The organism is Streptomyces sp. NPDC055013 (assembly GCF_053608645.1).
The window spans coordinates 214,026-235,641 of sequence record NZ_JBSGVW010000002.1 but is presented as its reverse complement, the minus strand read 5'-3'; the positions used below and the strand labels follow the sequence as shown (position 1 = coordinate 235,641).

The 21,616-nt window shown below is 70.4% G+C and carries 17 protein-coding genes and 3 pseudogenes; 7 read left to right on the top strand and 13 right to left on the bottom strand.

What is annotated here, in order from left to right; translation table 11 throughout:
- The first annotated feature begins 202 nt into the window (after nt 1-202).
- Nucleotides 203-1,696: a M1 family metallopeptidase gene (locus tag ACWGDB_RS03705; RefSeq protein ID WP_453820920.1), complete on the top strand. Its 1,494-nt coding sequence runs from the start codon at nt 203-205 to the stop codon at nt 1,694-1,696.
- Nucleotides 1,697-1,710: 14 nt separating this feature from the next.
- Here the strand turns inward: ACWGDB_RS03705 and ACWGDB_RS03700 are convergent, their stop codons facing one another.
- The 3 genes from ACWGDB_RS03700 to ACWGDB_RS03690 are packed head-to-tail and all read right to left on the bottom strand — an operon-like array spanning nt 1,711 to nt 4,614.
- Nucleotides 1,711-2,622: a PfkB family carbohydrate kinase gene (locus tag ACWGDB_RS03700; protein WP_453820919.1), complete on the bottom strand. Its 912-nt coding sequence runs from the start codon at nt 2,620-2,622 to the stop codon at nt 1,711-1,713.
- On the bottom strand, nt 2,619-3,107 hold the full coding sequence (locus ACWGDB_RS03695) for a macro domain-containing protein (RefSeq protein ID WP_453820918.1): 489 nt from the start codon (nt 3,105-3,107) through the stop codon (nt 2,619-2,621). Before ACWGDB_RS03695 ends, ACWGDB_RS03700 begins: the two co-directional genes overlap by 4 nt.
- 40 nt (nt 3,108-3,147) lie before the next feature.
- Nucleotides 3,148-4,614: an amino acid permease gene (locus ACWGDB_RS03690; RefSeq protein ID WP_453820917.1), complete on the bottom strand. Its 1,467-nt coding sequence runs from the start codon at nt 4,612-4,614 to the stop codon at nt 3,148-3,150.
- A gap of 230 nt (nt 4,615-4,844) precedes the next feature.
- Here ACWGDB_RS03690 and ACWGDB_RS03685 point away from each other — a divergent pair, with 230 nt between their 5' ends.
- Nucleotides 4,845-5,567 (top strand): MerR family transcriptional regulator, encoded by a 723-nt coding sequence (locus tag ACWGDB_RS03685; RefSeq protein WP_383600508.1) that lies wholly within the window; start codon nt 4,845-4,847, stop codon nt 5,565-5,567.
- Here ACWGDB_RS03685 and ACWGDB_RS03680 read toward each other — a convergent pair.
- The 6 genes from ACWGDB_RS03680 to ACWGDB_RS03655 all read right to left on the bottom strand — a co-directional run bounded on the left by ACWGDB_RS03680 (nt 5,544) and on the right by ACWGDB_RS03655 (nt 12,684).
- Nucleotides 5,544-6,248: an SDR family NAD(P)-dependent oxidoreductase gene (locus tag ACWGDB_RS03680; protein ID WP_453820916.1), complete on the bottom strand. Its 705-nt coding sequence runs from the start codon at nt 6,246-6,248 to the stop codon at nt 5,544-5,546. The two genes, ACWGDB_RS03685 and ACWGDB_RS03680, sit on opposite strands and share 24 nt — an antisense overlap.
- Before the next feature lie 139 nt (nt 6,249-6,387).
- Nucleotides 6,388-8,565 (bottom strand): 3-hydroxyacyl-CoA dehydrogenase NAD-binding domain-containing protein, encoded by a 2,178-nt coding sequence (locus ACWGDB_RS03675; protein ID WP_453820915.1) that lies wholly within the window; start codon nt 8,563-8,565, stop codon nt 6,388-6,390.
- A gap of 34 nt (nt 8,566-8,599) precedes the next feature.
- Nucleotides 8,600-9,814, bottom strand: coding sequence for an acetyl-CoA C-acetyltransferase (locus ACWGDB_RS03670; RefSeq protein ID WP_453820914.1), 1,215 nt, complete (start codon nt 9,812-9,814; stop codon nt 8,600-8,602).
- 44 nt (nt 9,815-9,858) lie between these two features.
- The gene (locus tag ACWGDB_RS03665; protein WP_383622063.1) at nt 9,859-11,001 is read right to left on the bottom strand and encodes an acyl-CoA dehydrogenase family protein; all 1,143 of its coding nucleotides are present in this window, start codon (nt 10,999-11,001) and stop codon (nt 9,859-9,861) included.
- Nucleotides 10,998-12,164: a CaiB/BaiF CoA transferase family protein gene (locus ACWGDB_RS03660; protein WP_453820913.1), complete on the bottom strand. Its 1,167-nt coding sequence runs from the start codon at nt 12,162-12,164 to the stop codon at nt 10,998-11,000. The genes ACWGDB_RS03665 and ACWGDB_RS03660 overlap by 4 nt, the downstream gene beginning before the upstream one ends.
- Before the next feature lie 136 nt (nt 12,165-12,300).
- On the bottom strand, nt 12,301-12,684 hold the full coding sequence (locus tag ACWGDB_RS03655; protein WP_453820912.1) for an MmcQ/YjbR family DNA-binding protein: 384 nt from the start codon (nt 12,682-12,684) through the stop codon (nt 12,301-12,303).
- Nucleotides 12,685-12,775: 91 nt separating this feature from the next.
- Between ACWGDB_RS03655 and ACWGDB_RS03650 the strand changes: the two genes are divergently transcribed.
- Nucleotides 12,776-13,957 (top strand): saccharopine dehydrogenase family protein, encoded by a 1,182-nt coding sequence (locus tag ACWGDB_RS03650; RefSeq protein ID WP_453820911.1) that lies wholly within the window; start codon nt 12,776-12,778, stop codon nt 13,955-13,957.
- Nucleotides 13,958-13,995: 38 nt separating this feature from the next.
- Here the strand turns inward: ACWGDB_RS03650 and mmpA are convergent, their stop codons facing one another.
- Together mmpA and ACWGDB_RS03640 are read right to left on the bottom strand one after the other, a co-directional pair.
- Nucleotides 13,996-14,142, bottom strand: a complete 147-nt coding sequence (gene mmpA / locus ACWGDB_RS03645; RefSeq protein ID WP_164905106.1) for a morphogenic membrane protein MmpA — start codon at nt 14,140-14,142, stop codon at nt 13,996-13,998.
- A gap of 540 nt (nt 14,143-14,682) precedes the next feature.
- A pseudogene (locus ACWGDB_RS03640) lies at nt 14,683-15,366 on the bottom strand (endonuclease V); the annotation flags it as partial.
- Nucleotides 15,367-15,588: 222 nt separating this feature from the next.
- Between ACWGDB_RS03640 and ACWGDB_RS03635 the strand changes: the two are divergent.
- A complete protein-coding gene (locus tag ACWGDB_RS03635) occupies nt 15,589-17,226 on the top strand; it encodes an IS200/IS605 family accessory protein TnpB-related protein (protein WP_453820910.1) in 1,638 nt (545 codons plus the stop codon).
- Nucleotides 17,227-17,236: 10 nt separating this feature from the next.
- Nucleotides 17,237-17,509, top strand: a pseudogene (locus ACWGDB_RS03630) (YciI family protein); the annotation flags it as partial.
- A gap of 34 nt (nt 17,510-17,543) precedes the next feature.
- On the opposite strand, the pseudogene ACWGDB_RS03625 reads toward ACWGDB_RS03630, so the two are convergent.
- Nucleotides 17,544-17,854, bottom strand: a pseudogene (locus ACWGDB_RS03625) (plasmid stabilization protein); the annotation flags it as partial.
- Between the two features lie 47 nt (nt 17,855-17,901).
- Complete coding sequence (locus ACWGDB_RS03620) at nt 17,902-19,005, bottom strand: WD40/YVTN/BNR-like repeat-containing protein (RefSeq protein ID WP_453820909.1); 1,104 nt, start codon at nt 19,003-19,005, stop codon at nt 17,902-17,904.
- Between the two features lie 231 nt (nt 19,006-19,236).
- Between ACWGDB_RS03620 and ACWGDB_RS03615 the strand changes: the two genes are divergently transcribed.
- Complete coding sequence (locus ACWGDB_RS03615; protein ID WP_453820907.1) at nt 19,237-19,653, top strand: SsgA family sporulation/cell division regulator; 417 nt, start codon at nt 19,237-19,239, stop codon at nt 19,651-19,653.
- A 317-nt stretch (nt 19,654-19,970) separates the two neighbouring features.
- Nucleotides 19,971-21,596, top strand: a complete 1,626-nt coding sequence (locus ACWGDB_RS03610) for an ABC-F family ATP-binding cassette domain-containing protein (RefSeq protein ID WP_453820906.1) — start codon at nt 19,971-19,973, stop codon at nt 21,594-21,596.
- Nucleotides 21,597-21,616: the final 20 nt, after the last annotated feature.

The window sequence follows — 21,616 nt, the reverse complement described above, 5'->3', positions numbered from 1 at the left end:
ACGGTACATCGGTCAACTCTCGTGCAGAAGGGGGCGACTGATGGCGTGTGAGGTCACGTGTGGCCGATAAACGTCTGCCGGACGAGTGGACTCATGTCGGCCGAATGGCGATCGTGTGACAGCCGTGGTCATGGACACACCCGTGACACAGGTGGTGAATAGGCTCCGGACAGACTTCGGGCCCCTACGACTTGGAGCTTTCGTGCACCGCAGATTCATGGCGCCGGGCGCACTGGCGGCCGCCTCGCTGATGCTGGCGATCCCGGCGTCGGCCGCGAGCCACTCCCCCGGCGCTCCGGGCATCGGCGACCCCTACTACCCGGCCTACGGCAACGGCGGATACGACGTCTCCCACTACGACCTCCGGCTGAAGTACCAGCCGGCCACGGACGAGCTGGAGGGGACGGCGACCCTGCTGGCGAGGACCACGCAGGATCTGTCCCGGTTCAACCTCGACTTCCTGCTGGACGTCAGCGAGGTCCGGGTCAACGGCGCGAAGGCGTCGTTCGCGACCTCGGGCGAGCACGAGCTGGAGATCACGCCGAAGAAGCCGCTGGCCAAGGGCACGGACGTCACGGTGGTCGTGCGCTACCGCGGCGTGCCGTCGTCGAAGGAGGCGTACGGCTTCACCAGCTGGCACCGCACTGCGGACGGCGGAGTCGGGGCGAACGAGCCCGAGGCCGCCTGGTGGTGGTTCCCCAGCAACGACCACCCGCTCGACAAGGCGACGTACGACGTCTCGGTGCTGGTCCCGGACGGCACGCAGGCCATCTCCAACGGCACGCTGCAGTCGACGAGTTCACGCCTGGGCTGGACCCGCTACAACTGGCGCTCCGACAGACCGCAGGCGACGTATCTGGCCACGCTCGCGGTAGGCCGGTTCGACGTGACGACGGGGACGAGCGAGAGCGGCATTCCGGTCATCAACGCGTACAGCAAGGACCTGGGCGCCAACTCCGGGGCGGCGCGGGCGAGTATCGAGCGGACCGGGGAGATCGCCGACTGGCTGAGCGGGTACTTCGGGCCGTACCCCTACAACGCGCTCGGCGGCTATGTGCCGAACACGAAGACCGGGTACGCGCTGGAGACGCAGACCCGGCCGTTCTACAGCCCGTCGAACTTCGCGAACGGGACGAACACTTCCATCGTCGTCCATGAGATCGCCCACCAGTGGTACGGCGACCTGGTGTCCGTGAAGGACTGGAAGGACATCTGGATCAACGAGGGCTTCGCCCGCTACGCACAGTGGCTGTGGTCGGAGCACGAGGGTGAGGGGACGGCGCAGGAGATCGCCGACTACGTGTACGCGTCGCGTGCGGCCGGCGATGCGTTCTGGACGGTCAAGCCCGGGGATCCGGGGCCGGAGAAGCAGTTCCACATCGCGGTCTACGACCGGGGTGCGCTGACCCTGCAGGCACTGCGCAACGAGATCGGGGACGAGGCGTTCTTCGCCATCCTCAAGGGCTGGACGCAGAAGTACGCCTACGGCAACGCGTCGGTGGCCGACTTCCGGCGGTACGCCGAGGAGGTGTCCGGGCAGCCGCTGGCAGCGCTCTTCGACACCTGGCTGTTCGAGCCGTCGAAGCCGGCCGCGCCGGCCGCACGCGCGGCGTCCATCGCCAGGTCGGACACGGATCCGGTGCAGCCGAAGTCCTGGAAGAAGATCGCGGCGACGAACGGCGTGCACGAGCACTGACGTCGTCCGGCGCCCTATGACCCCTCGAATGCGGCTGCGCGCTCGATGAGTTCGTCCCTGCCCATCGGCGCCGTCCGCGTGGACGGCACCGTGCAGGCATGGGCGCCGGCCACCGCGCCGTACAGAGCGCAGCGGTGCGGTGGCTCGCCGGTGAGCATGCCGTGGAGGAAGGCGGCCGCGAAGGCGTCACCGGCGCCGTTGGAGTCGACCACGGGGGCCGCGGGCCGGACCGGCGGGACGTGACTCAACTCGCCGTCGGCCAGCAGGTGGGCGCCCTCGGCTCCGGCCGTGGCCAAGACCACCTGGGCCCTCCCCCGCTCGGCGATACGGCGCATCGTCCGTTCGGGGTCGTCCAGGGCGGCCGTCGACAGGAACACGACGTCCGCCGCGTGGGCGAACGGCTCGTGGTACGGATTCTCGCCGTCCCAGTTGTGGAGGTCGGTGGAGAGCGTGACACCGGCCTCGAGGAGGATCGGCAGGGCGTGGGCGCACGGTTGGGTGATGGAGACGTGGGCATGTCGGCTCGCGGCGGCGAGAGCCCGGACCGTCTCTTCCGGCAAGCGGTCCTCGGAGTGTCCGCGGCTCGTGTCGTACAGGGACAGCCGCCGTCCGTCCGGCCCGACCAGGTTGACCGCGCGCTTGGTGCCGGCGGGCTGCGGGATCGCGGTGAGGGCGATGCCGTGCTCGCGGTGCAGGGCGCGCACGAGGTCGCCCTCAGGGTCCTCGCCGAGGAAGTCGACGTGGTGGGTACGCAGACCGAGGCTGCTCAGTCCGACGGCCACGAAGTCCCCGGTCTGCCCGGCGCGGGTGCGGATCCCCGAGTCGATCATGTAACTGTCGGCGTACGGGAGCGGCAGCTCGGGGACGTACACGATGGTGTCCACGCCGGCGCCGCCCAGCACCAGGACGTCGGTGTCGCGGCTCAACTCCGGCCCTCCCCGTGGTCGTAGACCGTGACGGCGATCCCCCGTCGGACCAGCCGCTCGGTGATCAGCGGCTCGACATGGGACCACTTGCCACCGGCCAGACCGCAGCCTATCCGCGGCATGTGTATGGACGCGCCGAGCTCCGTCGTCCTGTCGGCCAGCCGCTCCAGCGCCGCGTCGATCGCCTCGTAGCGCACGGGTACGCCCTTGCTGCCGGTGCGGATTCCACGCTGGCCGACCATGTTGGCCACCCAGACGTACGGCTCGACCTGGACGAACTGGACCGCGCCCAGCCCGAGGTCGTTCGAGGCGCGCTCGCGGTGCCATGCGCGGTAGGACTTCTCCGGTTCCGGCCAGCGGCGCGACAGGGCCAGGACGAAGCCCTTTCCCCATCCCCCGATGTCGTTGCAGACGTGGGCGATCACCTTGACGCCCCTGACCGACGGAACGGTGGCGTCACCCCGGACATACGTGATCTCCGACATGACGCCACCGTAGAGGCCGCCTCTGACAACGGCCTTCGAATTACTTCGTGAGCTCGGTCAGCTCCTGGTCCTCCGCGCGGGTCGCCCTGCGGCGGATCGCGTACCAGCCTGCGACCAGCATCGCGGCGATCACCGGGATGAGGAGAAGGGTCTTGCGGCCGACCTCGGGGTCGTTCCACATCATGGCGAGGCAGGCGAGCAGGAAGACGATCGTGGCGATCTCCGTGACCGGGCTGCCGGGGAGACGGAAGTGCGGTCGGTCCACCAGGCCCGCCTTGGCGCGGCGGACGAAGATCAGGTGGCAGACCATGATGATCACCCAGGTCGAGATGATGCCGAGGGAAGCGACGTTCAGCACGATCTCGAAGGCCTGGCTGGGCATGAGGTAGTTCAGGCCGACGCCGAGCACGCACACCGCGCAGGTGAGCAGGATGCCGCCGTAGGGCACCTGGCTGCGGTTCATGCGCGCCGTGAACTTCGGGGCCGAGCCCGCCATCGCCATGGAACGCAGGATGCGGCCCGTCGAGTAGAGACCGGAGTTGAGGGAGGACATCGCCGCCGTCAGGACCACCAGGTTCATCACGTCGCCGGCGGCCGGGACGCCGATCTTCGACAGGACCGTGACGAACGGGCTCTGGTCGGCCGAGTAGACCGAGCCGGGCAGGAGGAGGGCCAGCAGGACGACCGAGCCGACGTAGAAGAGGCCGACGCGCCACATGATCGAGTTCACCGCGCGCGGGACGACCTTCTCCGGCTCGGCGGTCTCGCCCGCCGCGACGCCGACCAGCTCCAGGGCGGCGTACGCGAAGATCACACCCTGCATGACCAGGACGACGGGCATCAGGCCGTGCGGGAAGACGCCGCCGTTGTCGGTGATGACACTGAGACCGGGCGTCGTACCGCCCACCTCCTGCTGCGTGGCGAGCAGGAAGATGCCGACGAACATGAAGGCCACCAGCGTGGCGACCTTGATGATCGCGAACCAGAACTCCATCTCGCCGAAGATCTTCACCGAGATCAGGTTCACCGCGAGGACCACCGCCAGGGCGATCAGGGCCAATACCCACTGCGGGATGTCGGTGAACAGGCTCCAGTAGTGCGTGTAGAGCGCGATCGCGGTGATGTCGGCGATGCCGGTCGTCGACCAGTTCAGGAAGTACATCCAGCCGGCGACGTAGGCGCCCTTCTCACCGAGGAACTCGCGCGCGTACGACACGAAGGAGCCCGAGGAGGGGCGGTAGAGCACGAGCTCGCCGAGGGCCCTCACCACGAAGAAGGCGAAGATGCCGCAGACCAGGTAGGCAATTGCCAGCGCCGGGCCCGCGTTGTGGAGGCGGCCGCCGGCGCCGAGGAAGAGGCCGGTGCCGATGGCCCCGCCGATGGCGATCATGTTGACGTGGCGGGCCTTGAGGTCCTTGCTGTAACCGGCGTCGCCCGCATCCGCGGGCACCTGGGCCGCGTCGGTGCGAGGTGCGGCCACTGCCGTGTTCACGGCGTCCTTGCTCACGGGTGGTACCACTCTCTGGTGCGCCCGAGCGGATTGCGCTCGGGTGGCCGGACGTACGTATGGCCTGTGCGCTCGATAAGTGCACAGACCAAGGGGTCACCTTCCCCCGGAAAACCCGGCTCACGCGGTGGCGGACGTCACACAGCGTTACTTCTCACACGGAGGTGCCGCCCCGCCCCACGAGTCGCCGGTGGTGTCACAGCACCGGTGAGACAGCGATACTGCTGCACATGACGACCGGCACCGAGGAGACGACCCTCACGATCGACGAGCTGGCCGCGCGGGCGGGCATGACGGTCCGCACGGTGCGGTTCTACGGCACCAAAGGGCTGCTGCCGCCTCCGGTGCTGGGTCCGCGCAGAGTGGGCCACTACGGGCGCGAGCACCTGGCCCGGCTGGCGCTCATCGAGGAGTTGCAGCAGCAGGGCATGACGCTCGCGGCGATCGAGCGGTACGTGCAGCAGCTGCCGCCGGATCTGGACGCCCATGACCTCGCCATTCACCGGGCCGTGGTGGCCTCCTGGGCGCCGGACGCCGTGGAGACGGTGACGCGGCCGGAGCTGGAGCGGCGGGCGGGGCGGGCGCTCGGCGACGACGACGTGGAGCGGCTGGCCGCGATGGGTGTGGTGAAGCCGGACGACGGCGGCGACGGCTACCGCGTCGACCTCGGGCTGCTGCGGCTGGGTGTCGGGCTGCTGGACGTACCGCTGTCGCAGGAGGCGATCCTCGCGGCGCGCAAGGTACTCATCGGACACTCGCGGTCCGCCGCGCACGAGTTGGCGCAGCTCTTTCGTGGTGAGGTTTCACAACGCGCCACGCAGGACGTGAAGTCACTGTCCGCACACATGCAACCCCTGGTGGTGCAGGCTCTGCTGACGACCTTTCAGCGATCCCTGCGCGAGGAGCTGCGGGATTGGCTGGGCGGCGTCTCAGAGGAAGGCCGATCCGCCTGACACGTTGAGCGTCTGCCCGGTCAGGAAGCCGCTGCCCTCGTCCACGACGTACAGCAGCGTCGACACGAGGTCGGAGGGGGCCTGCGCCTTCGGCACCGCCTGCCGGTCGCGGCCGTGCTCGAAGCCGCCGTCCGCGCCGGCGCCGCGCTCGATGGGCGCTATGGCGTTGACCGTGATGTCGTACGGCGCGAGGGCAGCGGCGAGCGAGCGTGTGAAGCCGATCAAGCCCATCTTCGAGGCGACGTACGGGACCATCGTGGGCGGTGGGGTCAGTACGGCCGCCGAGGCGATGTTGACGACGCGGCCCCAGCCGGCCGCCTTCAGATACGGCAGCGCGGCCCGGGTCACCAGGAACGGCGCCTCCAGGTTGACGCGCATGGTCCGGCGCCACTCCTCGACCGACGTCTCCTCGAAGGGGTGCGCGGGGTGGACGTCGGCACTGTTGACCACGACATGCAGCGTGCCGAACCGGTCGATGACGCGCTCCAGCCCCTGGCACACCTGGGTCTCGTCGGTGGCGTCGGCCGTCAACTCCACGTAGTCCAGGATCTTTCCGGCGGTCTCCGGCTGCGGGACGAGGTCGAGACCGGCGACCCGGTACCCCCGCCCGGCGAGCGCGACGGCGAACTCCTGCCCGAGGCCCTGTGCCGCTCCGGTCACCAGGGCGGTACGCGTCTCCATGAGGCGAGTGTGATGAGCCGTCAGGAACTGAGCAAGGGGGCCTGTGCTCCCCAACGGGCTTTACGGAAGGGGCAGATCGGCTTCCGGAGCGGGGCGGGCAGGGGCGGCGGAGCGATGAACTCCCCCGCCGCCCCTGGTGTCACGCGTCCCCGAAGCGCTCCCCCTTCTCCGCCTTCTCCACCAGCAGCGCCGGCGGCGCGAACCGGTCGCCGTACTGCTCCGCCAGCTCACGCGCGCGGGCCGTGAAACCGGCGACGCCGCCCTCGTAGCCGTTGATGTACTGCAGGACACCGCCGGTCCAGCCGGGGAAGCCGATGCCGAAGATGGAGCCGATGTTGGCGTCGGCGACCGACGTCAGGACGCCTTCCTCCAGGAGCCGGACCGTGTCCAGGGCCTCGGAGAACAGCATGCGTTCCTGCATGTCCCGGAAGGGGATCTGCGTGCCCTCGCGGGTGAAGTGCTCGCGCAGGCCGGGCCAGAGGCCTGCGCGCTTGCCGCCCTCGTCGTAGTCGTAGAAGCCCGCTCCCCCGCTGCGGCCCTCGCGGCCGAACTCGTCGACCATGCGGTCGATGACGGCCTCGGCGGGGTGGGACGCCCAGACGCCGCCCGCCTCCTCCACGGCCCGCTTCGACTCGTTGCGGATCTTGCGCGGGAGGGTGAGCGTCAGCTCGTCCATCAGGGACAGGACCTTGGCCGGGTAGCCCGCCTGGGCCGCCGCCTGCTCCACCGACGCGGGCTCGATGCCCTCGCCGACCATCGCCACGCCCTCGTTGATGAAGTGGCCGATGACGCGGGAGGTGAAGAAGCCGCGGGAGTCGTTGACGACGATCGGGGTCTTGTTGATCTGCCGGACCAGGTCGAAGGCGCGGGCCAGCGCCTCGTCGCCGGTCCGCTCGCCCTTGATGATCTCGACGAGCGGCATCTTGTCGACGGGCGAGAAGAAGTGCAGTCCGACGAAGTCGGCCTGGCGGTCCACTCCCTCGGCCAGCACGGTGATCGGCAGGGTCGAGGTGTTGGAGCACAGCAGCGCGTCCGGCTCGACGATGCCCTGGATCTCCTGGAAGACCTTGTGCTTGAGCTCGGGGTTCTCGAAGACGGCCTCGATCACCGCGTCGCAGCCGGCCACGTCCTGCGGATCGGCCGTCGGCGTGATGCGGGCCAGCAGCGCGTCGGCCTTCTCCTGCGTCGTACGGCCCCGGGAGACCGCCTTGGCGCACAGCTTCTCGGAGTAGCCCTTGCCCTTGACGGCGGCTTCCAGCGCCACGTCCTTCAGGACCACGTCGATGCCCGCGCGGGCGCACGAGTAGGCGATGCCGGCGCCCATCATCCCGGCGCCCAGCACGGCGACCTTGCGGACCTTGCGGGGCTCGATGCCGCCCGGTCGGTTGGCGCCGGAGTTGACGGCCTGGAGGTCGAAGAAGAACGCCTGGATCATGTTCTTCGACGTCTGGCCCGCCGCCAGCTCCACGAAGTAGCGCGCCTCGATGGCCTGCGCGGTCTCGAAGTCGACCTGGGAACCCTCGACGGCTGCCGCGAGGATGTTGCGCGGCGCCGGGTAGGGGGCGCCGTTGGTCTGCTTGCGCAGGTTGGCCGGGAAGGCCGGCAGGTTCGCCGCGAACTTGGGGTTGGCCGGTGTACCGCCGGGGATCTTGTAGCCCGGTCGGTCCCAGGGCTGCTGCGACTCGGGGTGGGCCTCGATGAAGGCGCGGGCCTTGGCGAGCAGTTCCTCCTGGGTGCCGGCCACGTCGTCGACCAGGCCGTTCTGCAGGGCGCGCTGGGGGTTGTACTGGGTGCCCTGGAGGAGGACCTTCAGCAGGGCGTCGGCGATGCCGAGGAGTCGGACGGTGCGGACGACGCCGCCGCCGCCCGGGAGCAGGCCGAGGGTGACCTCGGGGCAGCCGATCTTGGAGCCCGGCGCGTCCAGGGCGATGCGGTGGTGGCAGGCGAGCGCGATCTCGTAACCGCCGCCCAGGGCCGCGCCGTTCATCGCGGCGACGACCGGCTTGCCGAGGGTCTCGATGCGCCGCAGCTGGCGCTTGATCGCCATGCCGCCCTCGAAGAGGTCCTGCGCGGTGTCCGGCGTGACGCGGATCAGGTCGCGTAGGTCGCCACCGGCGAAGAAGGTCTTCTTGGCGGAGGTGATGATGACACCGCGGATGGTGTCCTTCTCGGCCTCCAGCCGGTCGGTGATGACGGCGAGGGAGTCGCGGAACGCCTGGTTCATGGTGTTCGCGGACTGGTTGGGGTCGTCGAGGACGAGCGTGACGACGCCGGCGCGGTCCTGTTCCCAGCGGATGGTGGTGGACTCAGTGCTCATGTGGAGGTGCTCCGTGTGATCCGTCGGGAGGGGGTCAGATGCGCTCGACGATCGTGGCGATGCCCATGCCGCCGCCCACGCACAGCGTGGCGAGGCCGTACCGCTTGTCCTGGCGCTCGAGTTCGTCGACGAGCGAGCCGAGGATGATCGCGCCGGTCGCGCCGAGCGGGTGGCCGAGGGCGATGGCGCCGCCGTTGACGTTGACCTTGTCCAGGGACAGGCCCATGTCCTTCACGAAGCGCAGGACGACGGCAGCGAAGGCTTCGTTGATCTCGACGAGGTCGATGTCGTCGATGGTCAGCCCGGCCTTGGCGAGCGCCTTGCGGGTCGCGGGCGCGGGGCCGGTGAGCATGATGGTGGGCTCGGAGCCGGAGACGGCGGCGGAGATGATGCGGGCGCGCGGGGTGAGGCCGTAGCGCTCGCCGACCTCCTTGTTGCCGATCGCGACGAGTGAGGCGCCGTCGACGATGCCGGAGGAGTTGCCCGCGTGGTGGACGTGGTCGATCTTCTCGACCCAGTGGTACTTCTGCAGGGCGACGGCGTCGAAGCCGCCCAGGTCGCCGATGTCGGCGAAGGACGCCTTCAGCTTGGCGAGGGAGTCGGCGGTGGTGCCCGGGCGCATGTGCTCGTCGTGGTCGAGGACGACGAGGCCGCTGCGGTCCTTGACCGGGACGACGGAGCGGTCGAAGCGCCCCTCCTTCCAGGCCGTCGCCGCCCGCTCCTGGGACAGCGCCGCGTACTCGTCGACGTCGCGGCGCGAGAAGCCCTCGATGGTGGCGATCAGGTCGGCGCCGATGCCCTGCGGCACGAAGTTCACGGAGAGGTTGGTCATCGGGTCGTTGAACCAGGCGCCGCCGTCGGAGGCCATCGGCACCCGGGACATGGACTCGACGCCGCCCGCGAGGACGAGGTCCTCGAAGCCCGAACGGACCTTGGCGGCGGCCATGTTCACGGCCTCCAGGCCCGACGCGCAGAAGCGGTTCTCCTGTACGCCCGCGACCGTGTCCGGCAGTCCGGCGGCGATCGCGGCGATGCGGGCGATATCGGAGCCCTGGTCGCCGACCGGGCCGACGACGCCGAGCACGATGTCGTCGATCGCGGCCGGGTCCAGCGTCGGGAAGCGGTCGCGGAGCTCGTGGATGAGGCCGACGACCAGGTCGATCGGCTTGGTGCCGTGCAGGGCGCCGCTCGCCTTGCCGCGGCCGCGCGGGGTGCGGATCGCGTCGTACACGTACGCTTCGGTGCTCACTGGGAAGCCTTTCGGGGATGAGGGTCAGCCGAGCAAAAGGAGCCTTAGCCCAGCAGGGAACGGCCGATGATCTCCTTCATGATCTCGGTCGTCCCGCCGTAGATGGTCTGGATACGGCCGTCGGTGAAGGCCCGGGCGACCGGGAATTCGCTCATGTAGCCGTAGCCGCCGTGCAGTTGCAGGCAGCGGTCGGCGACGCGCTTTTGCAGCTCGGTCGCCCACCACTTGGCCATGGAGGCGTGCACGGCGTCGAGCTCGCCGTTGTCGTGGTCCGCTATGCAGCGGTCGAGGAAGGTGCGGGTGACGGCACACTCGGTGGCCATCTCGGCGATCTCGAACCGGACGTGCTGCTTGGTGGCCAGCGGCCGGCCGAAGGCCTCGCGTTCCTTGACGTACTCGGTGGTGATCTCCAGCAGGTGCTCGGCGGCGGCGATCGCGGAGACCGCGATGCTCAGCCGCTCCTGCGCGAGGTTCGTCATCAGGTGGACGAAGGCGCCGTCGAGGTCCCCGAGGAGGTTCTCCTTGGGCACGCGGACGTCGTGGAAGAACAGCTCGGCCGTGTCCTGCGCCTTCTGGCCGATCTTGTCGAGGTTGCGGCCGCGCTCGAAGCCCTCCGTGCCGCGCTCGACGACCAGCAGCGACAGCCCGCGCGCGCCGCCCTCGGGGGTCGTCTTCGCTACCACGATCACCAGGTCGGCGAGGATGCCGTTGGAGATGAACGTCTTGGAGCCGTTGAGGACCCAGTGGTCGCCGCGGTCCTCGGCGTGGGTGCGGATGCCCTGGAGGTCGGAACCGGCGCCGGGTTCGGTCATGGCGATGGCCGTGATCAGCGTGCCGTCGCAGAAGCCGGGCAGCCAGCGCCGCTTCTGCTCGTCGGTGGCGAGCGAGGTGAGGTAGGGGCCGATGATGTCGTTGTGCAGGCCGAGCGCGAGGCCAGGGGCGCCCGCGCGGGTGAACTCCTCGGCGAGGACGGCGCTGTAGCGGAAGTCGGGGGTGCCGCCGCCTCCGTACTCCTCGGGCACGGCGAAGCCGAGCAGGCCCTGCTTTCCGGCCGCGCGCCAGGCGTCACGGGAGACGATGCCGTCCTTCTCCCACTGCTCGTAGTACGGCAGCACCTCCCTGGCCAGGAAGCTGCGCACGGTCGCGCGGAACGCGTCGTGCTCGGGGGCGAAGATCTGCCGCTTCATTCGAGGCCCTTCATACCGGGGTCCTCCACATCGAGGCCCTTCATCAGGTCGGGTACGTCCCAGTCGCGCGCCACGCCCGCGGTGTCGGCACCCGGCGGGGCGGGTCCGGTCCGTACGGCGGTGGGGGTCGCGGAGAAGCGGGGCGCGGGAGCGGGCTGAGTGATGCCGCCGTGGTCGGTGAAGGTGCCGCGGGCCGCCAGGTGCGGGTGCCGCGGGGCCTCGTGCAGGGACAGTACGGGCGCCACGCACGCGTCGGACCCCTCGAACACGGCCGTCCACTCGTCCCGGGTACGGGCCTTGAAGCGGGCCGCGACAGCCTCGCGCAGCTCGCCCCAGCGGGCCCAGTCCTTGCGCGCGCCGGCGTGTTCGGGGATCTCCAGAAGGGTCACGAACTCGTCGTAGAACTGCGGCTCCAGAGCGCCCACGGCCATGTACCGCCCGTCGGCGGTCTCGTAGGTGCCGTAGTACGGGCAGCCGCCGTCCAGGAGGTTCGCGCCACGCCGGTCCTGCCAGCCGCCGGCGGCGAGCATGCCGTGGATCATCGCGGCGAGGTGGGAGGTGCCGTCGACGATGGCGGCGTCGACGACCTGGCCGGTGCCGGTCGCGCGCGCGTGGTGGAGGGCGGCGAGGACACCCACGACGAGGTAGAGGGAGCCGCCGGCGTAGTCGCCGACCAGGTTGGCGGGGATGGCCGGGGGTTCGTCGGGGCTGCCGATCATGCCGAGGGTGCCGGTGAGCGCGATGTACGCGATGTCGTGTCCGGCACGCTGGGCGAGCGGCCCCTCCTGGCCCCAGCCGGTCATGCGGCCGTAGACGAGGCGGGGGTTGCGGGCGTGGCAGGCCTCGGGGCCGACGCCGAGGCGCTCGGCGACGCCGGGGCGGTTGCCCTCGATGAGGATGTCGGCGCGGGCGGCGAGGTCCAGGACGCGGGCGGCGCCTTCGGGGGACTTCAGGTCGACGATCACGGAGCGCTTGTTGCGGTTGGTGATGTCGTACTCGGTGTTGATGGCGAGTCCGGAGCCGCCGGGCCGGTCCACGCGGACGACGTCGGCGCCCAGGTCGGCCAGGAGCATGGCGGCGAAGGGGCCGGGTCCGATTCCGGCCAGCTCGACCACGCGCACGCCGGTGAGCGGGCCGTGCCCGGGCGTCGGTGCCGTTGTCATCCTGCCCCCATTGGCGTGACACAACTGATGTAACACCAGTGATGCTAAGAACGTGTTCCAGCGGACACAAGACCTGACGAGCAAGCGCTTAGCCAATTTACCGGCCGGTCACCCGGCCGGTCACCGTCCTGTCGGGTCAGTCGCGCCCGTCCAGGTCGGCTATCAGCCGTTTCGGCGCGATCACCCGGTAGCTCTCCTCCACCCAGTCGCACAGCAGCTCCGCCGCCGGGGCACCCTTCTGCTCCAGCGGGATGCTCACCCAGCCCGCCTTGCCCAGGCCGTATCCGGCGGGCTCGGCGCCCGGGCAGGTCAGGGCGTGGGCGTGGGCCGACTCGCCCTTGAGCTTCACGGTGACGCCCATCGGATAGCTGCCGTCGGCGACGCCGAGGAAGACGAACACCTTCTTGTTGACCTTCGCGACCGTCTCGCCCCACGGGAACTCCTCGACGGCGCCCGGCATCCCGAGGGCGAACTCGCGTACTTTTTCCCACTTCTTCAGGGCAGTCCTGGGAACGGCCACCGCTAACCTCCGGGCTCGTCGTCGGGCTCCGCACCCCTCACGCTAGCCTCGGCCACCGACAACGGCGCGTGCTGCGAGACCGAGGGGTGTCATGACCAGGCTGGACAGGACGGATCGCCCGTACGACATCGTGCTCTTCGGAGCGACGGGATTCGTCGGGATTCTCACCGCGGAGTACCTGGCCGCGCATGCGCCCGAGGGGTTGCGCTGGGCGATCGCCGGTCGGAGCAAGGAGAGGCTGGAGCGGCTGCGCGACCGGCTGCCGGACGGCGGCAAGGGGGTCGGGCTGCTGGAGGCGGACGTCTCCGATCCGGCCTCGATGCGCCGGCTCGCCGAGCACGCGCGTGTGGTGGCCACGACGGTGGGCCCCTACGTGACGTACGGCGAGGACCTCGTGGCGGCCTGCGCGGACACCGGCACCGACTATCTGGATCTGTCCGGTGAGCCGGAGTTCGTGGACCGGACGTACGTCCGGCACGACGCACGCGCGCGTGAGACGGGTGCGCGGCTGGTGCACGCCTGCGGTTTCGACTCCGTCCCGCACGATCTGGGGGCGTACTTCACCGTCCAGCAGCTGCCGGAGGGCGTGCCGCTGACGGTGGACGGTTTCGTGACCGTAGATGCCACCTTCTCGGGCGGCACGTTCGCGTCGGCGCTCAACCAGTTCGCGCGCGGGCGTCAGATGCTGGCCGCCGCGCGTGACCGTGCCCGGCACGAGCCGCGGCTGATGGGGCGTCGGGCCCAGGCGCCGACGGGCGCGCCCCGGTTCGCCAAGGAGGTCGGCGCGTGGGCGGTGCCGCTGCCGACGATCGACCCGCAGGTCGTCAAGCGGTCCGCGCGGGCCCTCGATGTCTACGGCCCCGACTTCCGCTACCGCCACTACGCCGCCGTACGGCATCTGCCGATCGCGCTCGGCGGTGTCGCGGCGATGGGCGGGCTCTTCACGGCCGCGCAACTGCCACCCGCCCGGCGGTGGTTGTCCGACCGTCTCAAGCCGGGTGAGGGGCCCGGCCCGGAGAAGCGCGCGAAGAGCTGGTTCTCCGTCCGCTTCGTGGGTGAGGGCGGCGGCCGGCGGGTCTTCACCGAGGTGTCGGGCGGGGACCCGGGGTACGGGGAGACGGCGAAGATGTTCGCCGAGGGGGCGATGTCCCTCGCCCTGGACGACCTGCCGTCGACGGCCGGGCAGGTCACGACAGCCGTCGCGATGGGAGACGCCCTGATCGAGCGGCTGCGGTCGGCGGGGATCACCTTCCGGGTGGCCGCCACGCGCTGAACCGATCCTGCAGCCGTCTCCCGCCCAAGCCCCAGCCCCTAGAGCGGCCACCCCGCGATCGTGTAGATCATCCCGACGATCCAGCCGAGCCCGGCCAGCGTCGCCAGAACCAGCGCGGCGGTCACGGCACGCTCGACGGGGCGGTCGGGGTCGGCGAGGGGCTTGGGGGAGCGGTGCGTCGTCATGCGGCTCAGCCTGCCGACCACCCCAAGGGGCTGACATCCGTACGGGTACTCAGACGAGGTACTCAGGCCGCTCGCTCAGGCCGTCGGCTCCTGCGGCGGCCACTCCCCCAACGCGTTGGCGATCCGGTCCCGCACGGCGCTATCGCGCGCGGCCGTGGCGAGACCCACGGCCAGGGGCCCGACCTGCCAGCCGGCATGGTGGTCGAAGAACGGCGGAGGACCGGCCGCGTTGTGGGCCAGTTTGCCCACCAGCTCGGCGAGACGGAAAAGGGCCTCCTGCTCCGCCGGGAGGCGGCCCTCGTCCGCTGTCGCGCGCCCACGGACCTGATCGAACACCTCGCGGCCCGTGCTCCATCGGTCGCGGTCGGCCGCCAGGGCCAGCGCAGCCTCGACCTCCGGCGTGCGGCCCGCGCCCTCCGCTGCCGCCGCGAGCACACGGCCGGCCCAGGTGACCGGATCGGCCTGGCGCTCGAACAGGGTCCGCCCCCAGGACCGGGTGGGGTCCGCCGCTGCCCGGGCCGCCAGTTCGGGCCTCGGACCGGTCGCCTCCTTCAACACCCGTCGGCACAGCGCATCCGCCCTGCGCGTCGTCTCCGGCAAGCGGTACTCGGGGGTCAACGCGAGGGTGTGGGCGCAGGCGTTGGGGAGGGCTACGCGGTGGCCCGCCGAGACGAAGACCGGCTTGACGGTGTCCCGGGTGCGGAGGGCCCGGCCCACCTCCTCGTCGCCTGCCAGGAGGGGTGCGGACGAACCGCGTGTGGGGGCGGGGTCGTCGTAGGTGAAGGTGAACGGGTTCTTGGCGACGCCGATCGTAGGCAGGCCGGTGAGGACGCCGAGATGGCTGGCGAGCCCGAAGCGGCGGGGGTGGGCGAGGCCGTAGCCGTCGCAGACGACCAGGCCGGGCGGGCAGGGCAGGGCGTCGAGGGCGGCCAGCACCGTCGGGATCTCGCGGAAGGCGAGCAGGCCGGGGACGTACGGGAAGGAGATCCGGCCGACGGCCGTGGACTCGGCGACGACCTCCAGGGTCGCGGCGTCCAGTACGACGGCCGCTGCCGCCACCACGTCGCGCTCGTCGTCGTAGGCCACGTCGACGCCGGTCACCTGCCCCGACCCGGGCGGTGGCCCCGGCTCGTCGAGCACCACCCTCTCCCGCAGCTCGTCCTGGACGGCGCGGGCCTCTTCCTCGGTCGCGGGCCAGCCCGCGGGGATGCTTACGGTCGTCATGGTGGGCACGAGCGTACGTCCGGGGCCGACCAAGGCGGTCCAAGGGGTTGGAACTGCTGCCGATTGACAGTGCCTGGGCGTCTTGAGCATGCAGGAGTGAGTGCTGCGATGACGGCGGACGGATTAGGTGGAACGCGAGTTCTTGCATCGAACGCGTGACCTTCCCTAAGGAGGATCGTTGTGCGGGATGACGGATCTTCGGCATCGGGCGGGGAGAAGAGTATGGGCGGACTGCGGGAGGTGACGGCGCCATTCGTCGCGTCCGGGCCCTGCGGTGTGGCGATCCGTGCCCGGCTGAAGGCGCTCACGCCCCAGGACGAGCAGGTCCTGACCCTGGTGGGTGCGCACCTGGGCTCACTCGCCTCGAAGGACCTCAAAGCGCGTTGCGCTGACGGTCTGGAGCACTCCGCCCGGACGTGGGCGGCCCGGAAGCGGGAGCTGACGGCCGCATCGTCGTCCCGGTGGGCGGGAAGCATCACGAAGGCCACGCACGATCAGTGGGCACTCGCCCGGCGCGGGCAGTCGGCGTACATCCAGTCCCTGGAAGCAGGCATCGGGATGCTTCAGCGCCGTCTTTCCCTGCCGATCGGCGAGAGAGGATCCAGGCACTCCCCCGGCGGCTACCGATCGGCGCACGAGTGGTTCCACAAGACACGCCGCCTGCATGCACTCGAAGACCGGCTCGTCTCGGTCCGTTCCGACCGTGAGACCGGTGTCGTGCGCGTGTCACGAGGCGGGAAACGCCTGTTGAACACCCGTTACAACCTCGGCAAGGCGGGGCTCACCGAGGCCGAGTGGCGTGAGCGGTGGGAGGCGGAGCGCTGGTTCCTCCAGGCCGATGGCGAGTCCGGCAAGAGGTTCGGGAACGAGACGATCCGTGTCACGCCTGAGGGCGAAATGAGCATCAAGCTCCCGTCCCCTCTCAGCGAGCACGCGAACACGGGGCACGGCCGGTACGTCCTCGCCGCGAAGCTCCGTTTTTCCCACCGGGGCACGGAGTGGGCCGACCGCGTCGCCGCGAACCGGGCCGTCGCCTACCGCATCCACTACGACGTAGAAGGCGGACGCTGGTACGTCACCGCGTCCTGGACGCTCCCCGTCTCCGAGACGATCCCACTCGATGCCGCACTCGCCGACGGAGTGATCGGCGTGGACACCAACACCGATCACCTGGCCGCCTGGCGCCTGGACACCCACGGCAACCCCATCGGTCACCCGCGCCGCTTCTTCTTCGACCTGTCCGGTTCGGCCGACCACCGCGACGCCCACGTCCGCCATGCCCTGTCCCGGCTGCTGAAGTGGTCCAAGACGTACGGCGTCAAAGCCATCGCCGTCGAAGACCTCGACTTCGCCGCCGAGAAGACGCGCGAGAAGCACGGGCACGAGAGGCATTTCCGCCAGTTGATCTCCGGCATGCCCACCGGCAGGCTCCGCGCCCGGCTCACATCCATGGCCGACACCACCGGGATCACGATCATCGCTGTGGACCCGGCCTACACCTCGAAATGGGGCGCCCAGCACTGGCAACAGCCGCTCACCACGAAGAACCGTAAGACGACCCGTCACGATGCCGCCAGCATCGCGATCGGGCGACGCGCCCAAGGGCATCCGATCCGGCGACGGACGGCACCGCCCCCTGCTCACCAGAGTGATGTGCTGGGGTATCGGACCGTCCAGGCCGGTGTGGAGGCCCCTGTGCGTGAGGGAACCCGCCCCCGCAGTCCCGGACCACGCACACGATGCGTGCCGCCGGGCACGGAGAGAACGCGGGCGACCAGGACACTCAACACCGTTCGGGATGTCCGCAGCGACCAGGTGTGGGTACAACACTCACTCCTGCTCACTGATCAGGAACGGTAGGCTCGCGATCATGTTCGTGCTGGAGCTGACGTACACCGCACCGATCGAGGCCGTCGACGCCGTGTTGGAGGCTCATGTGGCGTGGCTCGACGAGCAGTACGCGAGGGGGCATTTCCTGGCGTCCGGGCGCAAGAACCCCCGCGACGGCGGGGTGATCCTCGCCGTCGCGGGGAACCGGCCCCTGATCGAGGAGATCGCCGCGACCGATCCGTTCGTGGTGGCCGGGGTCTGCGCCTACCGCATCACCGAGTTCTGCGCGACCAAGACGGCGCCGGAACTCGAGCGGACCGCGAGACGCCGGACTGAGCCTCACTTGTTGCCCAGCGCCTGCTTGAGCTGTTCATGTCCGAACGACCCCGGATGTTGCGCTGCCTGGCCTCCTCGTAGAGCTGGTCGTAGGTGGGCCCCTGGGAGCCCTTGCCCGACCGTTGGCCGCCCCGCTTGCCGGAGGACATGTCCTGGGTGGACGTGCGGCCGGCGGTCTTCGACTCGCCTGACCGGGCGCGCTCCTTGTTCACCGTCCGTGCCGCGATCTCCTCGGCTCGCCCGGCGCTCTCGCCCCGGTCCTGGGCGCTCTGCTTGATGTGCTCGTACTGCGTTCCCTCTTGGGGCTCGAACCGCGTGGCATGGGGTCGCTCCTCTCGCAGTCCGCGCCCGAGTACCCACCATGCGCCGTCAGCTCTCCAGCCGCGCGACCCGGCCCTTCTCCCCCGCCGCCCAGCACCCCAGGTCCGGCGTGCAGTCCACGGTGTCGTACGACCCGGTGTCGACGGTCCGCCAGGTGCGCCCGCCGTCGGTCGTCAGGTCGGTGCCGGTGGGGCCGACGGCGAGGGCGGCCGTGCGGCTGTGCGGGAGCCAGGCTACGCCGGAGCGGTAGGCCTGCACCGGCAGCGTGGCGGGCTGCCAGCCGGCGCCCCCGTCGCCGGTACGGGCGGCGGCCCGCGGGGAGGTCTGGTCGGGGCGGTAGTCGCCGCCGACCGCGAGCCCGTGCGTGCGGTCGCGGAAGGCGAGGGCGAAGACGCCGCGGGCCGGATCGCCCGCCGGGATCGGCGAGTCGGCGGCCGTCCAGGTCAGTCCCCGGTCGCGGGAGTGCAGCACGCGCGCGCGTGCGGCCCCGCCGGTGGCCAGCCAGACGTCCTTCGGCCCGGAGCTCACCAGGCACTGCCCGCTCGCCGCGAAGCCGGCCTCGCCCTCCTGCGCCGCGGGCATGCCGGCGCTGGGCAGCACCTTCCAGGAGCGGCCGCCGTCGCTGGTCGACAGGATGCGGAACCTGCCCTCCACCGGGTCACTCATCGCCAGGCCGTGGCGGCGGTCGAAGAACGTCATGCAGTCGTAGAAGGCCCGGGCGTCGGTGTTGCGGAAGGACTCGGTCCAGGTCGCGCCGCCGTCGTCCGTGCGGTACACGCGGGACGCCTCCCCCTCCCCGATGGCCAGCACCACCGCGCGGCGCGCGTCGAACGCCTCGATGTCCCGGAACTGCAGCTCGGCCGCGCCCGGCGGCGAGACGTTCCGCCAGCTCGCGCCGCCGTCGGTGGTGCGCAGAACGGTGCCCCCGGTTCCGGCCAGCCACGCGGTGTTCCGGCTGACGGCGGACAGGCCCCGGAATCGCACCTCGGGTGTGCCGCTGTCCTTGACTTCCCAGTGCGGCGCCCGGCTCTGCGGCCCGTGCGCCTGTGCCGGCACGGCCGTCAGTGCGGCAAGCGCGGCCCCGCAGGCCACCCCAGCGGCCACTGTCCGAAATGTACGCCCAACCCGTCGCGTGCTCCCCGAACGCCTCATGGCGGGCGAAGCTAGCCGACCCTCACGGCGCCGTCCAGATGGCCACGTCCACCACAGAGACCACATGTGACTTTCCCGGCACTGCAGGGCGAACGCACCACTCCCGCGCATGAAGGCGGTGACAGAGGTCACTCGACATTCGTGTGCACGGATTGGCTGATTCCGTCGTCTCTACCAGTGCCCGTCGCGTCCGCCCGGATGTTCGTCCAGCCGTCACAAGGGAGCAAGGCGTTGTCCACCGTAATCGAGCAGCCCGTCGAGGCCCGTCTCGTCGCCGCCGCGCCGCGGATGCCGAGCATTCCGGCCACCCTTCACTACGACCGCAGCGACCCGTTCGCCGTGCGCATGACCTTCCCGGCCCCGGCAACCCTGGAAGGCGTGGAGGTCTGCTGGACCTTCAGCCGTGAGCTGCTCCTGGCCGGCCTGGAGGCGCCCGAGGGCCACGGCGACGTCCGCGTGCGGCCGTACGGCTACGACCGTACGGTCCTGGAGTTCCACGCCCCCGAGGGCACCGCCGTCGTGCACATCCGCTCCGGCGAGATCCGCCGCTTCCTGCAGTCCACGAGCGAACTGGTGCCGCTCGGCCTGGAGCACCTCCAGCTGGACATGGACCACGACCTGGCGGAGCTGATGCGGGACGCCTGCTGAAGCGTACGCACCACCGGGCGTTCCACTCCGAACGCGCCGCCAGGCCTGCGGCGCGTTAATTGCGTTGACACCCTCCCCGTCCCCTCCTAGCGTTTACAGCGGTCCTGTTGCCGTCGATTGGAGAAGGACGTTGCTCGTCTGAGGTCCTGAGACACCGCGTCACACACCTGAGGTGTGTGCGCAGCGTGCGACCTCGGCATTCGAGCCGTCCTCCGGAAACAGGGCTTTCCTCATGCCCTCCCGAGGCCTCCCCGCCGGTCGCCGGTGTCTCGAAACGCGTTTGCCCTTGATCGCTTCGAGCATCCGCGGAGGCCCGCATGTCTACTTCCATCACCTGTACGTCCCTTTCCTTCACCTGGCCCGACGGCAGCCCCGTCTTCGAGGGTCTCGACGTCGCGTTCGGCCCCGGCCGGACCGGGCTCGTCGGCATCAACGGATCAGGAAAATCAACCCTGTTGAAGCTGATCGCCGGTGAGCTCACCCCGGCCGACGGCGCCGTACGCGTCGCGGGCGAGGTTGGCTATCTCCCGCAGAACGTCACCCTCGACACCGGCCTGAAGGTCGACGAGGCCCTCGGCATCGCGGACCGGCGGGCCGCACTGCACGCCATCGAGGCGGGCGACGTGGCCGAGAAGCACTTCGAGACCGTCGGCGACGACTGGGACGTCGAGGAGCGTGCCCTGGCCACCCTCGGCGAACTAGGGCTCGGGCACGTCGAGTTGGACCGCACGATCGGCGAGGTGTCGGGCGGCGAGTCGGTGCTGCTGCGGCTGGCCGCGCTGCTGCTGCGCCGCCCGGACGTCCTGCTGCTGGACGAGCCCACCAACAACCTCGACCTGTTCGCGCGCAGGCGGCTGTACGCGGCCGTCGCGTCCTGGCCGGGGGTGATGGTGGTCGTCAGCCACGACCGTGAACTCCTGGAACTCGTCGACCAGATCGCCGATCTGCGCTCCGGCGAGGTCACCTGGTTCGGCGGCAACTACTCGGCGTACGAGGAGGCGCTCGCCACCGAACAGGAGGCGGCCGAGCGCATGGTGCGCGTCGCCGAGGCCGATCTGAAGAAGCAGAAGCGCGAACTCGTGGACGCTCAGGTCAAGCTGGCCCGGCGCAGGCGGTACGGGCAGAAGATGTGGGACCAGAAACGCGAGCCGAAGATCGTCATGGGGGCGCGCAAGCGGGCGGCACAGGAGTCCGCGGGCAAGCACCGCATCATGCACGAGGAGAAGCTCGCCGAGGCCAAGGAGCGGCTCGACGACGCGGTGGACGCCGTGCGGGACGACGACGAGATCCGCGTCGACCTGCCGTACACGGCCGTACCGCCGGGCCGTACCGTGCTCACGCTGATGGACCTGGAGCTCGTGTACGGCGCGCGCGTCGCCGGTGGCTTCGATCTGCGCGGACCGGAGCGGATCGCGCTGATCGGGCGCAACGGCTCGGGCAAGACGACGCTGCTGCGGACGATCGCCGGGGAGCTGGAGCCGGTTGCCGGCGAGGCGAAGGCCCATGTGCCCCTGCGGTTCCTGCCGCAGCGGCTCGATGTGCTGGACGGGGAGCTGAGCGTCGCCGAGAACGTGGCCCGGTTCGCGCCGGGCGCCACCAACAACCGGGTCCGGGCGCGGCTGGCCCGCTTCCTGTTCCGGGGCGCCCGCGCCGACCAGAAGGCGGCGACGCTGTCCGGCGGCGAACGCTTCCGGGCGGCGCTGGCCGCGCTGATGCTCGCCGAGCCCGCACCCCAGCTGCTGATGCTGGACGAGCCGACGAACAACCTGGACATGGCGAGCGTTCGGCAGCTCACCTCGGCCCTGGAGTCGTACGAGGGGGCGCTGGTCGTGGCCAGTCACGACCTGCCCTTCCTGGAGTCGATCGGCATCACTCGCTGGCTGATGGTGGAGGACGGAGAACTGAAGGAAATCACGCCAGAAGCTGTCGGGTATCCCGCCTAGCTTCGACTGCATGGCCGACT